The following is a 20,582-nucleotide window of genomic DNA, read 5'->3' as shown; positions in this document are numbered from 1 at the left end:
GCAAGGCTCCCAATTTATAGATTCGACTTGAAACGGGTGTGCAGGGGGTTAGACTGATCGCATCGAGCGAGGTCCCCCCCCGACTGGACCGGTTCGTCAAGTTCGATCGACTCCGGGTCAGCGGTGCGTCATGCGCCGAAGCCCTCTAAGACGCACAACTGGGAGTTATCAAAGATGTTCCGACGAGCCAGCCGGCCCGTTTTTCCCGTCCGGCGGACCCTGTCCCGTCGCCCTCGATTCGATCTCCTGGAGTCTCGCGAACTCCTGGCGCTGTTCACGGTGACGAACAACCTCGATAGCGGCCCCGGCTCGCTGAGGGACGCGATCACATCGGTCAACGCAAATTCGGCGGTGGGTGCCGACTCGATCGAATTTCAGATCGCCAATTCCGGCGTGCAGACCATCTCGCTGCTATCACCTTTGCCAGCACTAACCCGGTCGGTGGTGATCGACGGGTCGACGGAACCGGGATTCTCGATCAACAACCCCTCGCCAGTGGTGGTGATCGACGGAACCAACGCGGGTCAGGGTGCGAACGGCCTGAGTTTCTCCTCGGGGACCGGGAGCATCGTCAAGGCGCTCTCGATCGTGGGTTTCGCCGCGAGCGGGACGACGGGTGGTTCGGGAATCCTCGTGTCCTCGATGACCAGTAACCTCACCGTCCAGGGCTCTTACCTGGGCGTTCTTCCCGACGGACACACCGCACGTCCCAATTTCAACGGGGTTGTCCTGACCACTTCCGGAAACAACGTTGGGATCGTTGGAGCCGCGAACACCAATGTGATCTCGGGCAACCTGAACGCCGGCGTCCTGATCACCGGTAGCGGGGCGGGGGCTAACCGGTTAGTGAACAATCTGATCGGCACCGACGCGACCGGCTTTGACCGGGTCGGGAACCATTACGGGGTAGTGGTCGCCTCCGCGAACAACACGATCGGCGGTTTGGCGACCTCGGAACGCAACGTTATCTCGGGCAATATCGGGCCTAACGGTACCGATGGAATCGGGATTCTCTTGCAAACCAATGCCCGAGGGATCTCGGTCCGGGGTAACCTGATCGGGACGGATATCACCGGGGGTACGGGCAGCCTGACGACGACCGCCGTCGGAAATGTTTATGGCGTTTATTTCGGGACGCCCGGTGGATCGAATACCGACAATGTCTCCTCCAACACGATCGGCGGGACCGTTGCCGGGGCCGGGAACGTGATCTCGGGCAATTTCGTCGGGATCACCGGTAACGTGACCTCAAGTCTGATCGCCGGTAATACGATCGGGCTGGCGGGGCCGGGCAGTTCCGTTGCGGTGCCGAATAGTCTCGGGATACTCCTGGGTGCCAGCGGGACGACCATCGGCGGTACCACGCCCGAGGCCCGGAATGTTATCTCCGCAAGCAATGGGAGTGGTGGAACTTCCGGAGTCGGGCTCGACCTGACCGGAGATGCCAACCTGATCCAGGGGAACTACGTCGGAGCCTTCCTCAACTCTGCGGCCGACCTCCCGGCCAATGCCGCCCTCAGGAACGTCACGGGTATCTCGCTCCACGTCACCAACACGACCATCGGCGGGACCGCCGCCGGTGCCGGAAATATCATCTCGGGCAATCTCTCCGATGGATTGGTGCTCGGCACCAACGTCGGCAATCTGGTCCAGGGCAATTCGATCGGGCGGACCCCGGACCTTCTGGGTAACTTGCCAAACGGTGGGAGTGGGATCGTCCTGGCCCTCGCGGGGCCGACGACACCCCCCACTGCCCCCCTGGCCATCAACCTGACCATCGGCGGTACCGAACCCGGTGCGGCTAACACGATTGCGAGTAGCGGGGGAGCGAACATCGTCGTTCGCGGGAGCTATCCAACCGGGATCACCGGGCTCGCGATCCGAGGCAATTCGATCTATGGCAACACGCTGCCCGGGATCGACCTGAACAATAGCGGCGTTCCTTTGCCCCCTTCGTTGTTCTTAACCTCGGCCGTCGTGACAGCCGGGAACTACACATTCGAAGGCGTCGTCCGGGGACTGCCCTCGACGACTTACGCGATCGACATCTTCGGCAGCGCCGCGAACGCTCCCGTGAATCCCGACGGATTCGGACCAGGCCAGATTTATCTCGGGACCGTGACGGTTACGACGGACGGCACCGGACTGGCGACTTTCAATCCTTCGTTCCCGTCCTCGGCGGTCAATCTGATCGCGTACAGCGCCACGATGACCGGGCCGGACAACTCGACGTCGGAATTCTCGACCAACTTCCCGATCGCCAACTCGGTGCCGCAGGCCGACGTCGCGGTGAGCCTGACCTCGTCGGCCACTTCCTTGCCGCAAGGGAGCCAGTTGACACTGACCGCGACGATCGTGAACAACGGGGCATCCCCCGCCACGGATGTCCAGTTCTTCGACACCTTACCGCTCAGCCTGGTCAACGTTCAGGTCACGACCAGCCTGGGAACCGCCACACTCAATGGCAATGTCGCCTCGGCCCTTCTCGGGACGCTCGCACCGGGCGCGACGGCGACGGTGAGGATCATCGGGACGGTCTCGCAGCAAGGGCCTCTGGTCGACACGGCGGGAGCCTCAAGCGCGACCCTCGATCCGGATTACTCGAACAACGAAGCCACCCAGACCGTCACCGTCACCCCTCCGGTGATCAACAACAACGCCGATCTGTCGATTATCAAGGTTGCCTCTCCCTCGGCCGGGACGATCGGATCGAATCTCACCTACACGGTGACGGTGGTCAACAATGGGCCGGCCACCGCGACCAACGTGACGGTCAATGATTTCCTCCCGGCCTCGGCCACGTTGATCAGCGTCATGGCCAGTCAGGGAGGGACGCCGACCGTCAGTGGGACGCTCGTGACCGGGAACCTGGGCACGATCGCCTCCGGTGCCTCGGCAACGATCACGATCATTGTCCGGCCCACCGTCGCCGCGACGATCACCAACTCGGCCAACGTTTCGGGGAACCAGTACGACCCGGTCCCCGGGAACAACTCGACCAGCCTCAGCACGATCGTCACGGCCCCGAACGTCGGATTGAAGCTCACTTCGGCGGTCCTTCCCCAGGTCGGGACGGTCGGACAGATCCAGCTCTTCATCTTCACCGTCACCAATACCGGGACCTCCCCGGCGACCAACGTGACGATGATCAACGCCCTGCCGACCAATGCGATCTTCGTCCGAGCGGCTCCCACCCAGGGGGCCGTCCCCACGCCGGTCAACGGGATCATCACGGCCAATATCGGGACCCTGGCCCCGGGCGCCACGGCGAAACTCATCATCGTCGTGGTCCCCACCAAGCCGGGACCGCTCTTCAATTACGGGGGCGTCTACACTCCCGACGTACCCAGCTTGCCCGCCTCGTTCGCCTACGGCGCGGTACTGGTCCAGCCCGTGCCCATTCCCGCAGGCCCGAGGGTCATCGGCGTGGCCGGGTCGGGCAAGAACAGCCAGCTTGTCATCACTTTCAGCGCTCCATTGGACGCGACGACGGCGACTCGACGATCGAACTTCCAGCTTTACGAGACCGCCCCCAACGGCAGGAATCGGCGAGTCACGATCGTCTCCGCGACTTACGACAAGAATAGCAACTCGGTGCGGATTGTGCCGGTTGAGCCCTTGACCAAGTCGAAGACGTACCGGTTGGTCGTCGTGGGCACAGCCCCGACGGGAATCACGAACGTCCAGGGGATTCGACTGGTGGGTACGCCCGGGGGAGCCCCAGGAACTAACTTCACTGCGAACTTCCTGGCACGTAACCTCCCCCAAGTCTAAATCTTCCCTCCTGTTGAAGACCGAACGCCCCCGCGATCCGCTCAAGGTCGAGGGGGTGTTTGCTTTTCGAACGCTCTTCCGGATCCCTCATCCGACTCGACTTCCCCGGCATTGCTTGATTATGGAGAGGATGACGACCCGGACCAACTCTGTTAAGTTGAAAAAATCGAGTGAAGCCCCAACCTCCAGTCCCGAGCGAGGCCCAGCGATGGCAGACCGAGTGTCCTCACGATTCGCGGTCTACGTGGTCCTGACGATGGCCGGTGGGCTCTCCGCCTGGGCCGATGATGAATCGACCCCCGACCCCACGGTCGCGGCTCGGAACAAGATGGTCCAGCAGCATCTGGTGGAACGAGGGATCAAGGATCCCAAGGTCCTCGAAGCCTTCCGGACCGTGCCTCGCCATAAGTTCCTGCCTCCCGGGACGCAACGGATGGCCTACGACGACGAGTCGATCCCCATCGGTGAAGGCCAGACCATAACGCCGCCCTACGATGTGGCCTTAATGACCGAACAACTCGAACCCAAGCCGACGGATACCATCTATGAGGTCGGTACGGGATCGGGTTACCAATCGGCGATCCTCTCCAGGATCGTCAAGGACGTTTATTCGATCGAGATTCATCCGCCGCTGGGTAAGCGGGCCGCCGAGGTCCACAAGGAACTCGGGTACTCGAACATTCACACAAGAATCGGCGACGGATATGCCGGATGGCCCGAGGCGGCGCCCTTCGACGCCATCATCGTCACCTGCGCACCGACCAAGGTCCCGCCGCCCCTGATCGAGCAACTCAAGGAAGGTGGCCGGATGGTGATCCCGCTGGGGAGCCAGTTCCATCAAAAAGTCCACCTCATGATCAAGAAGGACGGCAAGCTTGTGGATAAGCCACTTCGCCCAACCCTCTTCGTCCCGATGACCGGCAAGGCCCAGCGCGAGGCGAAGGGGGAGAAGCCGTGACCCAGCCGGAATTATTCGCCATCCTCGTTCCCCTCCGTGGGCCCTTCGCGGGAGATCCCGAGGGCAACGGGCCGATCCGCTCCGGCTTGCGCGATCCGATTCGCCAGGCCCTGGGGACCGCACTTGTCCTGATCCTCATGACCGTCTTCCCGTCGAGGCTTATCGCCCAGGAGTCCGAGCCCCCCGGACCTCCGCCGATCGAGAATTTCGAGACCGACGCCGACGGCGACGGGATCCCCGACGGCTGGTATAACCTCCGCGACGCCAAGGTCGTCGAGGGCGGGACGGGGCAACCGGGGACGAAATGCTTCCGGTTCGAGAACGCCCGACCTGGCCGACCGGCCCGGGCCAGCCGGGCCTTCGGGGTCGATGGTCGGGTGGTGGAAGCCCTCGTGATCGGCCTCTGGGTCCGGCAGGAGAATGTCGTCGCCGGTGAACGGCTCGGCGATGACCCGGCCCTGGTCATCGACTTCCTGAGCGACCCGCTCCAGCTCAAGGCCGAGAGTCGGGGATTGCTCGGGCCCTGGAAGACCATCGGGTCGAGCTGGACCCATGTCTCCAGGCGCTTTCCAATCACCCCGAAGACCCGGCTGGCCATCCTCTCCGTCGGTCTGATCGGGGCCACAGGAGTTCTTGAAATTGACGGGATGACGATCGACCCGATCCCGATCGGCGGAAAGCCGACCATCGACCTCGTCTCCAATGGCGACTTCGAGATGGGGGATCCTGCCCCAGCCCACTGGCTGCTCGACCACGGAACTCATCGGGTCAGCCCCGGCCATCAGTCGCCCGCGGCGCTCGAACTCAAGGGGAACGGGGCCCGAGCCTATTCCGGCCTGGCTGTTCCGGTCCGTGGGATGGACTCCCTGGAGGTCTCCGTGGTCACTCGAGCCTCGGGACTTCGAGGCGCCACCGGCGCGATGGCCTCGATCTTTTTCCTTGACGATCTGGGACATCCCCTGCCCGGTATGGAGCAGGGCACTCCCGCACTCCGCTTTTCCGGCACCACTCCTTGGCAACCGTCGAGGTCGGTCGTCGATGTACCGAGGGGTGCGGCGAGGGCCTTGATCCAGTTCGAGAAGGCCTCGGCATTCGGGACCCTCTGGATCGACGACGTCCGGGTCGTGGCCAAAGGCGGGCCTGGTTTCCAGTGGAACCCCGACCACGTCGATGCCGAGGCCCTCGGATGGCTCCCGGTCGCTCCCTCGCCGGAGATCGCGGAAAAGTCGGCGCTCGATGCCTCGGGCCTACTCGACGCCCCGGCGGGTAAGCATGGTCGGGTCGTCGTCAAGGATGGAAGATTCGCGTTCGAAAAAGGGGGTAGGGCCCGATTCTTCGGAGTCACTCTCTTACCTCCGACCGCCTATCCCGAGCCCGAGATCGCCGAAGTCCTCGCGGATCGGCTGGCCCGATCCGGCGTGAATCTCGTCCGGCTTGGCGACCTGGATGTCCCACTCGGCCCGACCCGAAGCCTCTTCGACGACGCCCGAGACGATACCAAGGAGCTCGATCCGGCGGCCTTAGCCCGTCTCGAACACCTGATCGCCGCATTCAAGGCTCGTGGGATTTACGTGGCGATCGAACTCCAGTCGGGTCGGAAGTTTCGCGATGGCGACGACTCGATCCCCAACGCTCGCCAACTCCCGCCCGGCGGAGGTGCGGCCGCCGCCTTCGACCTCGCTGTCCGGGAGGCCGCGCTGAAGGCCGCCGAGGCCCTGCTGGGGCACACTAACCCGGAGACTGGCCTGGCACTCCGCGATGACCCGGTCCTGGCCTGGGTGACGCTGGCTGGCGAACTTTCGCTCTTCGACCTGGTCGATGCCAGCGATCGGCTGGCTCCCACCGAGCTGGCCGCGGTCCGCAACCTGATGCGTAAAGACGATGTCCCGACCGCCCGTAGAGGGTGGCAGGCCGTCGAGTCCGCCCAGTGGAAATCCCTCGCCGATTCCCTCAGGAAATTCGGGCTCAAGGCCCCGATCGCCGGCGGTTCCCACTGGAGACGAGACTACGATTACTCCGCAGCCCAGGCGGCAAACGGGCTCGATCTGATCGACGACCGACTTTTTTATACTCCGCCAACCTGGGCCGACCCCGAACGACGTTCGGCCGTCTGGAGCCGGGACGGGGGGATGATCGCCGGGGCCTCGCAGAAGCGGAAGAAAGACCGGCCTTACGTCGTTGGCCAGTGGGCCGTGCAAACGTCGGGGGCCTGGGCGTCTCCCTATGAAGGGGCCGACCTGATGCTGGCCGCCCGGACCGCCTCGGTTGAGGACTGGGATGCCCTGGTCCGTCGGGGCGTCTTCGTCCATCCCAAGATCTGGGGAGCGGCCGCGGCCGGGACCGGCGGTGGCGAGGATATCTTCACCCTCCCCGAGGTGATTAACGGAATTCCTCAGGTCTTCGCCCTCCTGCCCCATGCCTCGTCGATCCTCCTGCACGATCACGAAGAGGTGACGAGTCAAAAAGGGCCCGCGCGGGGGGCTGCGTCTCGATCGGTCGGAGGATGGGATCCTCGAGAGGGACGGCTCCTCGTCGAAACGCCACATACGTTGGCCCTGGCGGGCTGGACGGGAACAACCGAGGCGAAGTCGGATGGCTTGATGATCGCCACAGATGCCGATTTCGGAGTCGTGGCCGTCTCCTCACTCGGACCCGTCCCGATCGCCGAGAGCCGTCGACTCCTGGTGACCGCCGTCGCCCGGGTCATGCCGACGGGCTTCCGATGGGCCGATGAATGGCGTCGCGAAAAGGCCGACCCCGGCCGCCCCCCCCTGCTCCACGAGGGGATCAAGGCCCGCGTTACCTGGACTCGAGAAGGCGCGATCAAGGCTTTCGCCCTGGATAACACCGGAGCACGGATCGGGCCAGCAGCCGTGGAGAAGGTCGAGGGGGGAGTCCGACTTACGATCGACGGCCGAACTCCCGTCCTTCACTGGGAACTGGTCATCGAGTGATGACCGGGGGTGGGATCATGCCCATCCCCGCAGAGATCCAGCCGGGCCGTCCGACTCTCGGGCGATCCGGTTTCGATCAAACCGACGCAATCGCCCTTAGCCAGACCGCGACGGCTTCGGCCCCGGGGTCGGGGTGGCCGAGGGCTCGATCCCCGAGGTAGCTCGATCGGCCTTTCCTCGGACTCATTGTGGCCGTGGCCTCGGCGCCCTGGCTGGCGGCGGACGCCGCATCATTCAGGGCGTCGTAGAAAGACCGTCCGGATTTCAATGCCTGATCAAATGCCCCGGATGCTGGGATCAGGGCGTCCAGCATGGTTCGCTCCCCTCCCTTGGCTCCTCCCAGGTTCATGATCCCCTCGACACCGGACTGGAATGCTTCGCCGAAAGCCCGGGGATTGTCCCTGAGTCGGGCCGCGGCCCTGAGGAAGAACATGGCGTAGAGCGGGCCGGAGGTTCCCCCGAGCGAGCGTTGAAGTGTGGTGCCCAGCCGTTGCAGGGTCGCGGCAGGATCATCAAGCGGGAAAACCGGAAGCTCCTCGACGACGGCTCCGGCGCCTCGAGCCAGGCTGATGCCGATGTCGCCATCGCCGACCAGTTGATCCATCTCGGTGAGGCGAGAAGCCTCGGCGATCAGCGCCTCGGCGGCCCGGGTGATCGCAGCCTTAAGTTCACGGCCAACCTCGGTTTCGATAGGAACGGGAGTCGGGGCGGCGGTTGCGTCGCCTGGGGCTGGCTCGGCCGTTTCTGGCTCGACTCTCGATCGAGGGGCGGCATTGGGCCAGGCGGGTGCCTCTGTGGGCGCATCGAGCCGTTTGAGTCGGGCTTCGTCGACTTCCAGGAGTGAGAGCGAAACGCCGGCCATCTCAAGCGCCGAGAGGAAGGTTCCCGCATACGCCCGCTCGACGACGATCCCACGATCGGTCAGGTTCGATAAGGCCCTCCGGGCCACGATCGCTAGTTCCATATTGGTCGTGCCGCCTAACCCGTTCACCATCAAGACCACTCGCGATGGTGGGCTCTGGAACCGCCCGAGGATTGGTTCGAGGAGTCGGTCGACCAGAGCATCAACGGGTTCCAGGGGCGCCCGTCGGACGCCGGGCTCGCCGTGGATTCCCAGCCCGAGCTCGATCTCATTTTCTCCGAGGACGAAACCGGGCTTGCCGGCGGCGGGCACGGTGCAGGCCGAGAGGGCGACACCCATGGTGGCCACGGATAAGGCGGCGGCTCGGGCTTCGGAGGCCACTTCAGCCAGTGACCCGCCCGCTTCGGCCGTCGCTCCGGCAATCTTGTGGACAAGGACCGTCCCGGCCAGACCCCTGGGTCCGGCCGTCAATTCGGAGATGGGCAAGGCAACATCGTCGGCCACCGTCACGATCTCGACGGGGATCCCTTCGGCCCTCGCCAACTCGGCGGCGAGACCGAAGTTGAGCCGGTCTCCGGTGTAGTTCTTGACGATCAGGAGGGCGCCTGCCTTCCCGGCGACGGCCCGGATCGCTTCCAACACGGCATCGGGGCTGGGCGAAGTGAAGACGTCGCCCGCGACGGCGGCCGAGAGCATCCCCGAGCCGACATACCCGGCATGGGCCGGCTCGTGCCCGCTGCCTCCTCCCGAGATCAGGGCAACTCGCCGGTCGCGGTCATTCCCCGCATCCGATCGGACGATCACGGTCCGGCCCGGGAGTCGTCTGAGACCCGGATGGATCGCGACGAGCCCCTCCACCATTTCCGCGACGACATCGATGGGCCGGTTGATCAGCATTTTCATGGCAAGGGGCTCGCATCACTGAGGGAATCGCGGAGAGTCCGGCAGAAGGCCCCACCCCCCATCGCGATCCCGAGACAGAACAGGGAGTGACCGATCCGCTGGAAAGAGTCCGACGCAAATGGGTTGGAGCGGTCGGTGGAGGTCCAATGCGACCAGGGGGAAAGCTCGACCTGTGGGGCGATCGGCCCGCCTCGACGCGGTCGGAGCTGCGCGAGCTGGGTCGCCGGCTCCCCTAGGAGTTGATCTTCCAGGATGGCCAGAATCGGGGTCGTGACCAACTGCTCACGCCAGGAGCTAAGCGAGGTCGGCCCGACGGCGATCAGGAAATACGACCAGCCGAAAAGAGCAAATCCCGCCCAGTAGGATCGTCCCGATTCTCGCCGATGGAACAACAGGGCGAGGGAGCCAACCAGCGTCAGCAGGCAGAACGAGAAACCTACCGTGGCCCAGAGCCTCGAAGAGACCCGGAGAGCCGCCAGGCCGACCGCGATCAGGCCGACATAGCCCAGGAGCGTGAGGATCGAAGTCCGGGCTCGCATCATCGGCCCCCAGGACTGTTAGCAGACGCTTCGGTTTCCAGTAAGGCTAGTTTCGGGCGGGCTTCGTCCGATCACAAGAGGGCTCCCCGTCCGGTAGACATTCCAGAGTCTTCAAATCGGAAGGGCCTCCGATCCCACCAGGATCGGAGGCCCTTCGCACTCACGATATATTCAAGGAGTTCGAGAGGTCAGACCGAGACCAGCTCCTGCGCGTCGTCCTCGACGAGGGAGAGCAGGAGCGATCGGGACTTGTCGCGGGTCTCGCCGATCGCGGTCACGTAGACCGCCGGGTCGTCCTTGACGGGGCATTCGTGCTCGCAGATCCCGCAGCCGATGCAACGATCGGGGTCGATGTACGGCCGCTTGAGTTCCAGCTTGGCCCCCCAACGGTCGGTGATCTCGATGTTTCGCGTGAAGATCGCCTTCGGGCTGACCGGACAGACCTCCTCGCAGACGACGCAGTCGGTGTCCATGGCCCAGGGGAGGCATCGCCCCTGGTTGTAGAACGCGGTCCCGGTCTTGACGGGTCCTTTGGACTCGAACGGCCCGACGCCGAGCTTCTCGGCGATCGAAATCTCTCGGATCGCGCCCGTCGGGCAGACCTGACTACACAAGGTGCAGTTCAGCTCGCACCAGCCCATCTTCGAGATCATGATCGGGGTCCAGAGCCCTTCAATCCCGCCCTCGAATAGAGCGGGCTGGAGGACGTTGGTGGGACAGACCCGGATGCACTGATCGCACTTGATGCAACGGCGGAGGAACTCGTCCTCGGCCACCGAGCCGGGCGGCCGGATCACCGCTCGATTGAAATTCTTCCGGACCCCGCCGGAGAGGCGAGCCATCGGGAAGAAGAGCAAGCCGAAGGCCCCGGCCAGGAGCATCTGGCGTCGGCCGACGGCCGGGAGGGCGATCTCGCTGGCTTTCCTCGGCAGGAAGCGGAAGGCGAGCGCATCGTGAGGGCAATCCTCGATGCAGTTCAGACAGACGAAGCACTCGCTCTTGCGGAGGTCGGCATGAGGGTCCGAGGCCCCTTCGCAACTCTTGATGCAGAGGTCGCAATCGGTGCAGCGGACCGGGTCGCGATCGATCCGCCAGAGCGCGAACCGACTGAATATCCCCAGGAGCGCCCCCAGCGGGCAGATCGCCCGGCAGAAGAATCGGGGGATGAACCAATTGGCAATGAGGAATCCGAAGAAGATCAGTCCGACGACCCAGGCTTGCCAGTATTCGCGGGGCTCGGTGTAGATGCCCTCCGAGGCCATGTGGACCGTCGGTAGGACGCTGGTGGTCATCGATCGGACCGTCAAGGCGATCGGGTCGAGCAGGCCGATCTGGAGGGTGCTGTGTCCCGCCTTGTTCTCCTCGGCCGCAACGCCGAATCCGGCCCCGATGGAGTCCAGAACTCGGCCAGGGCCCGCGAAGGCCAGGCCCGCGAAGAGCAAGACGCCCAGGCTCAGCGTTGCAGACTTTCGCTGGCCGACGCTGATGATCCCGCGCTTCAACTGCTTCGATGCGAGGTCATAAAGGGCACTGATCGCATAAGCCGCCAGGGCCACCAGGAAAAGCCCGACCACCCAATCGCTGAGTCGGGCCGAGGCCGATGGCGGCGCTTCGCGATACGCCTTGAGGATCTCGCCGGGAGCTTGCAAAAAGGTCGGAATCATCCAGAGACTGGCCATCGCGAGCATTGCGGCCAGGATGTAATACTTGATCGCGTAAATCTTCCGGTAGCGGTTGACTTCGATCATCTGCTTGGTGTTCCGGCGATTGCCGATCCACCCGAAGAAGTGGTGCATGATCCCGAACGGGCACATCCAGTTGCACCAGACCCGGCCGACCATCATCGTGATGGCGATGATGAGCAATCCCCAGGTCAGGTTTCGATAAAGGGTGTGCGTGGTCAGGGCGGTGGAGACGGCCACCAGCGGGGTCGCCTCCAGGAAAAGGGAGACCGGCCATCCTTTGAGGTATCGAAGGTCGGTGATCAGCAGGAAGAAGAGAAAGAGCCCGAGGAAGAGAACCTCATAGGCCCGTCGGATCTTGACCATTAGTGGGGGTCTCCCTCGGTGGGCCGGCGGGGCGGGATCTGCTCATGCTTCGCTCGACCGTCGGCAAGGACCGACCATCGTGCCATGGATAGAAGTAGCTTGCGAACTCTTCAGACTGGTAGGTCTCGGTCGTCTGAATCACCTGCTAGTCGACACTTTTCGGGCGATTCCGAGAGACCGTCATGATACGTCGAAAACGATCGATAATCCAGTATTCACGAGCCTTGATTCGTCGAGGACCGCCTGCAAACGTTCGAGACGATGGCCATAGGCGTGCTTCTCAGTCGAACAGGATGCCCTTGAGGTCGAGCACGAACCCAGGAAGGACCTCTTCGCCGGAGAGCGTGGTGGGGTGTTCGAGCGACTCGACGTGACGGCCGGATCGATAGATTTCGACCAGGCCCGTGGCCGGGGCGAGGAGCCAGCCCAGTCGTACCCCTTGTTCGATATATTCCCGCATCTTCTCTCGAGAGTCGACCAGGGTGTCGGACGGCGAGGAGATCTCGACCACGAAATCAGGAACGATCGGAGTAAACGTCTTGCGGGCTTCGATCGGGATCGAGGTCCATCGGTCGCGTGCGATCCAGGTGGCATCCGGAGCCCGGATAGCCCCGTTCGGGAGGGTGAAACCGGCTGACGAATCGAAGGCGAATCCCAGCTTGGAAGCCTGATTCCATGCCCAGAGCTGCGCCGTGAGGCTGGCGTTTCGCATCCCCGAATCCATGCAGGCCGGAGCCATGACGATTACCTCACCCCGCGCCGAGCGTTCCAAACTCAAGTCGGGGTTGGCTAAACAGAGCCTCCAGAACGATCGCACCGAGGCATAGAGGCCCGATCGCCGGGGGACCATCAAGGGGAGGGTCGCCCGGGGTTTTCGGGTTTTCTTCCTGGATCGCTCACGCGGAGAGACGCTCATACCGTGATCTCGCGGGTCCACTGGGGCCGCCAGTCTTTGCCGAGACCTCGGGCGATCACCTTGTCGAGGTAGATGATCTCGTGGCGTTGCTTCTCCAGGAGGCGGGTGACGCACCAGCTATCGACCGCCGTGGAGTCGGTCCCGACGACGATCGTGTCGGACTTCTTGACGTCGTTGAGGCTGCCCCCGGTCGGGCCGTTGCGCATGAGGAGTTTCCGACCGTCGGCGATCACCAGGGTCGGTTTCATCATGAGGGCGAAGTCGGAAATGATCCCGTGGATGTTCTGGTGAAACTGGTTCCGGGGGTTCCCCAGGAGCCCGTACCAGTTTTTCATGGTGACTGTGGCCTTGCAGAGGTTGTGATCCTTCACCGGCGAGATCCCGATGACCTTGGTGGCATCGCGGAACGGTCGGTAGAACATCCGCCAGGTGTTGGTGATCGTCTCGCCGCCGACGTAAAGCTGCTCGAAGTAGCTGTCCTGCGGCATCATCAGCTTTGCCCCGGCCCGGAGCGCGGCGTCGCCGACCTTGGTTTTGAAGAAGCAACTTTCGGGATTATTGATCGGGTTGTCGGCGACGATGACCTCGCGTGCCCCGGCGGCGAAGCAGAGTTTCACGACGGCCGATACCGTGTCCGGGGAAGTGGTCGCCCCGAGGTCGGGGTTCTTGTCGAAGGCGACATTGGGCTTGATGACCACCACGTCGCCCTTCGTGATGAAGTGCTTGACGCCGTTCTCGCCGCCCATTTCCTCCATCGCCGAGCGGACCATGCGCAGAGCCTGATCTTCCCGGGCCTGAGTCTCGTCCTGCTTGGTCGAGAAGTCCTCAGCGTTCAGCGGGGTCGACCGGACGACGACCATGCTGGGTCGGCTCGGCAGGATCTCTGCGGAATAATCCTTGAGCTTGACCGGGGGCGGGGGCTTGACCCCTTCCATCCCCCAGCGATCGCGGACGAGCAGGCCCGCGCCGATCGCCCCGCCCGCCACCCCGGCGTAGGTGCCGACCTGGGTTGCGAATTGCCGCCGAGTGAAATGTTCGTCGGCCGGATTGACGCCGCCGAGCCGCTCCAGATTCTTCTGCTGGGTCCGCGTCAGTTTCTCGCTCATCGGAGGACCTCGGTAAGTTGAAGGAAGTTCCGCTCGACGGCGCCGGCAAGTCGGTGTGGGAAGAGGGGATGACGAACCTGGAAGAAGATCGGTCCTTAGCCTTCTTCGCCTTCCGCTGGACTCGACGATTTCTTCTCTGCGGGGGGCGGCTTGGGCAACTCGTCGGGAAGGTTCTTCACGAAGTCTCGGGCGAAGGTCTCGGCCTTGGCGGCATCCGTCGAGCCATTGGCCCCGCCGACGACGTTCCCCTTGAGGAAGATCGCGTCGATCAGGCCGACATTCTCGTTGAGTATCATCCGGTCGGCGCCCGCGGCCTCGATTTCCTTGACGTTCCCTCCGTCTCGTTTGGCGGAGGAAAGATACTCCTCGAATACTTTCCGGGCCTCTTCGACGGTCCCATAAGGCCGGATGTAACCTTGCCAGGTCACGTCACCGTCCTTGTAGTCGGCCATGAAGACTTCGGAGAGGAACCCATAGCCGAAGGCGTCCTGGGCGACGAACTTGGGCTCCGATCGGCCGCTGCCGGATGGGAGCAGTCCGAAGGAGATCGTGGACAGGTCGACGGCTTTCTCTCCGCCTGCTCCATCGGCACTCGCACTCCCGGTCGGAGTTTGTAGCGCGGCGATCCGACGGGCGATCTCGGCCGCGAACGCGGCAAACTTTGGGTCGTCGGTCGTGGAAACAATCTGAGTATAGTAGGGATCGACGAAGAACAGGAGGCTACCGGCCGACGCATAGCCTTCGGTCCCGATCGGCACCGTCTTGTACTCGTCGGGCTTCTCCGAGGTGTATTTCGACTGGGCTCGATAGGGCTTCGAGTGGTCAAACTCGAAGATATAGAGCTGTACTTCGTTCGTGTCGTCGCCGGTCGGGTGATAGGAAGTGTAAGCCATCCCGATCACGTCGTTCTGGGTGAAGCTCTCGGCTCGGCCGTCGATCTTCTCGAACAGGTTGTCGGCGTTGAACGTTTCCAGATGCTTCGTGCCATACTGGCTGACGGTCCAGCCCGCGGGGATGTCCACCAGGGGGAGCATCGAGGCCAAGGATTTCTGGGGTTCGGGGACGGTCGACAACTCGGCCTCGGCGGTGGTCTTGTCCAGCCCCGAGGCCGCGGGGGCCAACGGCTGGGCGGTCACGACGGGTGCAACGCCAGCCATCGCCATCGCCGGGGCGGCCGGCAAGGCGGCCGGGGGTGCCGTGAAGTCCATCAATTGCTGAGGTCCGTCGACCCCGACCGACCGACGGATACCGGCCAATCGTTCCAGGACCGCCGGGAGGGCCTGGGCAGTCGCGGGCGACTGGGCGGTCGCGGCGCGAAGCGTCAGCATCGCATCGTCGAGCTTCTTGACATTATCCACGAGGTTCTTACGCTCATCGGCCAGGCGGGCCATCTCCACCTTGACCGCGGCATCGGCCTCTTCGACCGACTTGTACCCGCGCCCCTGCTCCAGGACCGACCAGGTCTTGTTGGGGTCGAATTCGTAGCGGTCCCGGTCGAAGTCCTCGCTCTTGATGACCAGGGCCGCGAAGATTGCCGGTATCCCCATCACGAGGAGCATGCTGGCGACGATCGATGCGAAAGCGGGCTTGAGCATCACCCGCCCACGTCGAGCCTCGAACCAGTTCATCCGGCCCAGGACGGCGAAGGCAATCGGCGTGGAGGCCAGGGCGACTAGTGCGGCCGAGAGGGCCAGTGCCTTGACCGGGTCATTGGCGAAGTATTCGTTGAGCTTGGAGATCACGAACGATCCCTTCCTTCGCGCGAGGGGACAGGAGGGTTTGACGACGGTTTAACCGACGGCCTCTAATTATAAACGTCGAGGCTCGCAACGGCAACTTACCGTCAAATCAGCGTCAAGTCCGAACGGTTCGTGCCGTATGATTGGCCCATCAACCTCGTCGGCCGCTGGACCTGGAGCGAACATTCAGCGATGTATATTCCCATGGGCCGGACCGATGCCTTGCGCGAACTCGGTCGGGTCGCCGACTTTTGCCCGTTCTGTCGGGGATTTCGCCCTTTCCGACTCTTCGCGATCGAGAACGTCCGTCACTTCTATCATTTCCCCCTCGGTGGTCGGAAGGCGGTGGGATTCTCCAGGCGATGCGAGTCTTGCGGCCTTGGAGTAGCGGCTAACCAGGACACTTACTCGGCGATTTCAAGCGATTCACGGGCCGATATCGACGCCTTGATCGCGGAGACCAACCCCGAGATCCGGCGCAACTGGGCCTCGCGACTCATGCTCGAGGACCGGATCAAGTCGAGAAAGCTCACCTCTGGGGAGAGGGCCGAATTACTCCGCGAGCCTTTCGAGATGGCGGAGGCGGTCCTGGCTCGCCGATCGAGCGAGGGACGGCTCGACCTCCCGAGTCGGCTCGGCTGCCTGGGCACGTTCCTGTTACCGACTCTATGCCTGACCGTGTTGCCGGTGGCCTGGAATGCCTCGGGAGAGACCATCGAGTGGATGGCCATCGCGTTCGGCGGCCTCTGCCTGGCGATCGCATTTCTCGCCATCATGACCGATGGACGTCGCTATGCCCGTCGCGAGATCGTTCCTCGACTGGTCTCATCGCTCCGGCCGCTCGACCCGAATTCCGAGGAGATCGAAGCAATCTTCGAGTCGCTTCGGCAGTCGAAGGCGACTCTCGCCGAGTTCCTCGATGCCCGACAGATGACCAACGCGCTACTGGATCGATGGGATTGATTCGTGGGAGTCGATCGTTGGTCCGCAACCCGGTGACCAACCATTTCATCGACCGAACGAGTTCACATCGATGTACCGATAAGACCCTCCCGATGATCGGGCGAGTTGCTTCAAAGGGACCGAGCCGCCCAGACTGCCGGTGAGCCCGAACTCGATCGCTTGGATCCGGGTCTTGCCGGCCTCGGCGAGGATTTCGGCCACTTGTTGGCGATTCATCAGGTCGGCATCGGTCAGGAAGAAAATGACCTCCGGCTTGACCGCCAGTGCGGCCCGGAGTGCCAGCATGTGCTCGGTACCCCCGTAAGGCTGGACCGAGAGCAGCAACTCCCTGACCCGGGCCTTGTTCGCCGGGCTGGCCGCCATCAACCCCGGCCGACCGGCGGAGTCCGTGAAAACCTTGGCCTCGATGTTGTAGAAGATCACCGCGAAACGAGCCTCGGGCGGGATCTGTGCGAGGCTGGAGAGCAACTCACGCTTGGCGACGTCGAGCGAGCCCCGTGCCACCATACTCCCGGAGCAGTCAATCACATACGCGAACGAACTCCCTCGATCACGCATCCCGAAGAACTGGGTGCCTGGCCCCGTCGCGGTGCCAGAGCCCCCCCCCGACCCGCCCCCTTTTCCGCCCTCGCCCCCGGAACCGAAACCCGAGAGCATCCCCAGCCCGCTTGTTGATGGCCCGGGTAACGTCTGTGCCACCGATTCGGCAGAAGTTCTGGTCGGGAGGATTTCCGCGAGGAGGGCATCGGCGGTGGGGTCGCTGGTCGGGGGCGAAGGTAATGCCGTCTCGGCCGAGAGTTCGGCGAATCGACCATCAGGTTCGCCCCCGCCACCCCCGGCGGGTTCGCTCTCGGCCCGATTATCGGTCGACTCCAACTCGCCGAGAAGTGTCCGGCTCGGCGTGGATTCAACCGCAGGGGTGGCGACGCGGAATGCCATAATCGACGCGATCAAAAGGAGAAGAACGTGGATCAGGAGGGAACTGACCAGGGCCCTCGGGTCGGTCAGCGGAGATCTCCGAAGGCCACCCATCGTCGGTGATTCCGGCTCCGATCGCCGGCGCGGATCATTCATGAGATTGGTCATCGGTTGCTCCTACCTCTCCCGAGAGATCCTCGATCAAATCAGGCTCGACATCGACGAAAACGGGGGGAGGCTCGATCGAGATCGGCTGCGAGATCGGACGCGAGAAGTGCCTCCGGGCGAGCACCAGCGCCACCATCGCGGCCACCCCAAGCCCCATGATCCAGTGCGTCGAGGACCAGGATCGTCCGAACTCCACCGATGCCCCGGATTCCACGATCGTCGGAGCCTCTGGGCCGACGAGCAGTGGTGCGACCCGAGCCACATCGCCCCCTTGATATCGGAGACGTTTCAGATAAGTACCGTCGAATCGGACCCATGTTCCGTCAGCGGGCGGGGGTCGATCTTGCTTGATGGGAAAGACCAGGCAGATAGGGTCGTCTACGCTAGACAAGATCCAGGCCTCGACCAGTGGTGGAAACTCGCCGACCGCGGCTTGCTGGAATTGACGCTTGATACGCCCTTCCACGCGGACAGGTCGTCCGAGATACTCGGCTGGATGTGACCAGAGATCCCGAAATCCGACGAGCTTGGGGGAAAGGTCGCGTTGGTTTTCCAGGGCCTGCCGATAAGCCTCAAGGTCGCCCAGGGTCAGCGAGGAATCCTCGGCCAGTCCGGGAGATGTCGCCAGGAATGCGATCAGGATCGTTCCGAGGCTCGCCCTTATCGCGTGATCGAGGCGTCGCTCGGATGGTCCGTTTGTGATTTGTTGCTGGTTCGCCATAATGCCCGAATTCCTACGGACTGGCCGGATCGGCGAGCTTGATCGAGGAGACTCCGACGGCGTTGCAGGCTCCGATGATCTTGGCGGCGATCTCGTAGCGCAGTCGATCATCGGCGGTGAGTCGGACGCGGAGCGGCCGGCCATCGAGGACTGACCGATATCGTCGGAGCCGATCGGCCAGCGCTTCGATGTCTGGAACGGTCGAATCTCCCAGCTGAAGCGTCTTGAGGTCTCCCAGATCATCGGACTGGGCCCGAATTCGAAGGTCGTTTTCCAGGTCCAGATCGGGTCGTCTCGGGGTTGAGCTTCGAGCCTGCCCCTGCTCGGCACCCGGCAGGGCGACCGATGCGACGGGGAGGTACAGATCGAGTCGGGTTTCGGAAGTCGGCGACTGAAAGGTCAGAATGAAAAAGGCAAGCAACTGGAACGCCATATCGAGCATGGGCGTGACGGGAAACTGAACTTCCTCGGCGGGCGCTCCTCGCCTGGCCCTCCTGCGTCCCTCGCGAGTGCTCATGGGTTGGCCCCTCGGAGGACGACCAGCGTGAAGCGGGCGAATCCGCTCTCCTGGGCCGTCGAGAGCAGCCCCCGGACCGACCCGAACGAGGCCGCCTTGTCGGCCCGGACGACCACGAGAGTCGGTAGTTCGACGGCCTTTCCTCCCATCGCGGCCAGTCCGGCCAGCCTCTTGCGCGATTGATCCGCCCACCAGACATCGGCCGAGGTCCCTTCAAGGATCCCATCCTCGGCGATCAGTCGCCCCTTGGAATCGACCCCGACGACCAGTCGGTCGAGGCCCAGGTCTCCGCCGGGAAGGGCCGATGAGGTTGTGGGGAGCTTGATCGAGGCCGAGACCTCGTCGATCTTGGTCCCGAAGTGGATCAGCATCATGAAGAATGTGATCAATTGGAGAACGACGTCGAGCAGCGGGGTCAGGTTCAGGTTGAAAGGCCCTTCGGCCCTGTTCTTGTCGCGGAATGCCATCGGAGACCCTCCCTCTGAGAGCTCAGGAGGAGGCCGGGCCGCTCGGATTCCCGCGCGGGGGGGGATTCACGGCCGAGGCTACCAGGGGGTGAGGGGTCCGGATTCCGGGGGAGAATTGTTCGAGCAGCGACTCGGCTGCGAGCATGACCTCCAGCGAGAGCCTCGCGATCCGATTCCGATACATCGCGTGGAAGAAGATCGCGGGAATCGAGAGCGCGATCCCTTCGAGAGTGGCGAACAGGGCCGTCGAGATCCCTGCAGCGAGCTGGCTTGCTTGCGGGGAGCCCCCCGCGGTGGCGATGACCCGGAAGCTCAGGATCATCCCGTAGACCGTGCCGACCAGGCCAATCATCGGTCCGAGTGTCCCCACCGTGGCCAGATACGTGGTCCGATGCTCCATCGCCATGGTCGCGTCGTCATTGGCCAGTTCCATGGCCCGGAGCGCCGGGGCCTGGCCCGAGGGTAGCTTGCGGACTCCTGCGGCCAGGACTTTCCCGAGGAAGGATGGGCTCTCCGAGAGGCGATTATAGGCTTCGGTATATTCCTTCGATGCAAGCAGATCGCTGATCTCCCGAATCAGGCGGTCGGGAACCGCGACTGATCGTCGATATTCCATCGCCATCCAGGCGATCAAAGCGATCAGATAGAACGACATCGCCAGGATGACCAGTCCGATCGGCCCCGACGCTTCGGCCATCCACCGGAAGAACGACTGCGACCCCCCGCCCTGAGAAGGCTCGCTGCCATCCGAAGTCGCTGATGGTCCAGGTGGTCCATCCTGGGCGAGAACAGGTCCCTCGCTCCCGAGCAGGAACAGACCAGCCATAGCGATCGCAATTACCGATCGGCGGAGGAATATCGGCATGAAACTGGGCTCTCCCCACGACGGTCGCGGCTCCGAGGGCGTCCGACCCTCACTCGGTCGATTTTAGACGATTCGCATCGGCCGGGACAACGCCGAGACCTTTCGGCGCCTGGGTTAAACAAGCAGGCCATGCTTTCCCCGGGGAAAGCATGGCCTGATTTTTT

General features: G+C 63.5%; 15 protein-coding genes. 4 read left to right on the top strand and 11 right to left on the bottom strand.

Going from position 1 to position 20,582, the window contains the following annotated elements:
• The first annotated feature begins 174 nt into the window (after nt 1-174).
• From P12x_RS07535 to P12x_RS07525, 3 genes are all read left to right on the top strand, one after another.
• Complete coding sequence (locus P12x_RS07535; protein ID WP_435010256.1) at nt 175-3,774, top strand: hypothetical protein; 3,600 nt, start codon at nt 175-177, stop codon at nt 3,772-3,774.
• 208 nt (nt 3,775-3,982) lie between these two features.
• On the top strand, nt 3,983-4,732 hold the full coding sequence (locus P12x_RS07530) for a protein-L-isoaspartate(D-aspartate) O-methyltransferase (RefSeq protein WP_435010255.1): 750 nt from the start codon (nt 3,983-3,985) through the stop codon (nt 4,730-4,732).
• Complete coding sequence (locus P12x_RS07525; protein WP_435010254.1) at nt 4,729-7,686, top strand: hypothetical protein; 2,958 nt, start codon at nt 4,729-4,731, stop codon at nt 7,684-7,686. The genes P12x_RS07530 and P12x_RS07525 overlap by 4 nt, the downstream gene beginning before the upstream one ends.
• Nucleotides 7,687-7,762: 76 nt before the next feature.
• Here P12x_RS07525 and dhaL read toward each other — a convergent pair whose 3' ends face one another.
• From dhaL to P12x_RS07495, 6 genes are all read right to left on the bottom strand, one after another.
• The gene (gene dhaL, locus P12x_RS07520; RefSeq protein ID WP_435010253.1) at nt 7,763-9,451 is read right to left on the bottom strand and encodes a dihydroxyacetone kinase subunit DhaL; all 1,689 of its coding nucleotides are present in this window, start codon (nt 9,449-9,451) and stop codon (nt 7,763-7,765) included.
• The gene (locus tag P12x_RS07515; RefSeq protein WP_435010252.1) at nt 9,448-9,993 is read right to left on the bottom strand and encodes a hypothetical protein; all 546 of its coding nucleotides are present in this window, start codon (nt 9,991-9,993) and stop codon (nt 9,448-9,450) included. The genes dhaL and P12x_RS07515 overlap by 4 nt, the downstream gene beginning before the upstream one ends.
• A gap of 185 nt (nt 9,994-10,178) precedes the next feature.
• Nucleotides 10,179-12,038 (bottom strand): 4Fe-4S dicluster domain-containing protein, encoded by a 1,860-nt coding sequence (locus tag P12x_RS07510; protein WP_435010251.1) that lies wholly within the window; start codon nt 12,036-12,038, stop codon nt 10,179-10,181.
• A gap of 280 nt (nt 12,039-12,318) precedes the next feature.
• On the bottom strand, nt 12,319-12,888 hold the full coding sequence (locus P12x_RS07505) for a Uma2 family endonuclease (RefSeq protein ID WP_435011648.1): 570 nt from the start codon (nt 12,886-12,888) through the stop codon (nt 12,319-12,321).
• A gap of 62 nt (nt 12,889-12,950) precedes the next feature.
• Entirely contained in the window at nt 12,951-14,060 is a 1,110-nt protein-coding gene (locus tag P12x_RS07500; protein ID WP_435010250.1) for a DUF362 domain-containing protein, read from the bottom strand.
• 95 nt (nt 14,061-14,155) lie between these two features.
• The gene (locus tag P12x_RS07495) at nt 14,156-15,802 is read right to left on the bottom strand and encodes a DUF6599 family protein (protein ID WP_435010249.1); all 1,647 of its coding nucleotides are present in this window, start codon (nt 15,800-15,802) and stop codon (nt 14,156-14,158) included.
• Nucleotides 15,803-16,003: 201 nt separating this feature from the next.
• On the opposite strand from P12x_RS07495, the gene P12x_RS07490 reads away from it, so the two are divergent.
• The gene (locus P12x_RS07490) at nt 16,004-16,762 is read left to right on the top strand and encodes a hypothetical protein (protein WP_435010248.1); all 759 of its coding nucleotides are present in this window, start codon (nt 16,004-16,006) and stop codon (nt 16,760-16,762) included.
• Between the two features lie 45 nt (nt 16,763-16,807).
• Here P12x_RS07490 and P12x_RS07485 read toward each other — a convergent pair whose 3' ends face one another.
• The 5 genes from P12x_RS07485 to P12x_RS07465 are packed head-to-tail and all read right to left on the bottom strand — an operon-like array spanning nt 16,808 to nt 20,418.
• Nucleotides 16,808-17,836, bottom strand: coding sequence for a vWA domain-containing protein (locus P12x_RS07485; protein ID WP_435010247.1), 1,029 nt, complete (start codon nt 17,834-17,836; stop codon nt 16,808-16,810).
• Complete coding sequence (locus tag P12x_RS07480) at nt 17,829-18,569, bottom strand: hypothetical protein (RefSeq protein WP_435010246.1); 741 nt, start codon at nt 18,567-18,569, stop codon at nt 17,829-17,831. The genes P12x_RS07485 and P12x_RS07480 overlap by 8 nt, the downstream gene beginning before the upstream one ends.
• A gap of 13 nt (nt 18,570-18,582) precedes the next feature.
• Nucleotides 18,583-19,086: an ExbD/TolR family protein gene (locus tag P12x_RS07475; protein ID WP_435010245.1), complete on the bottom strand. Its 504-nt coding sequence runs from the start codon at nt 19,084-19,086 to the stop codon at nt 18,583-18,585.
• Entirely contained in the window at nt 19,083-19,553 is a 471-nt protein-coding gene (locus tag P12x_RS07470) for an ExbD/TolR family protein (RefSeq protein ID WP_435010244.1), read from the bottom strand. The genes P12x_RS07475 and P12x_RS07470 overlap by 4 nt, the downstream gene beginning before the upstream one ends.
• A gap of 22 nt (nt 19,554-19,575) precedes the next feature.
• The gene (locus tag P12x_RS07465) at nt 19,576-20,418 is read right to left on the bottom strand and encodes a MotA/TolQ/ExbB proton channel family protein (protein ID WP_435010243.1); all 843 of its coding nucleotides are present in this window, start codon (nt 20,416-20,418) and stop codon (nt 19,576-19,578) included.
• Nucleotides 20,419-20,582 lie beyond the last annotated feature (164 nt).

Source organism: Tundrisphaera lichenicola, assembly GCF_051175385.1.
Classification (GTDB): domain Bacteria; phylum Planctomycetota; class Planctomycetia; order Isosphaerales; family Isosphaeraceae; genus Tundrisphaera; species Tundrisphaera lichenicola.
Note: the sequence above shows the minus strand (reverse complement) of the source record. Positions and strands in the feature narration are given on the sequence as shown.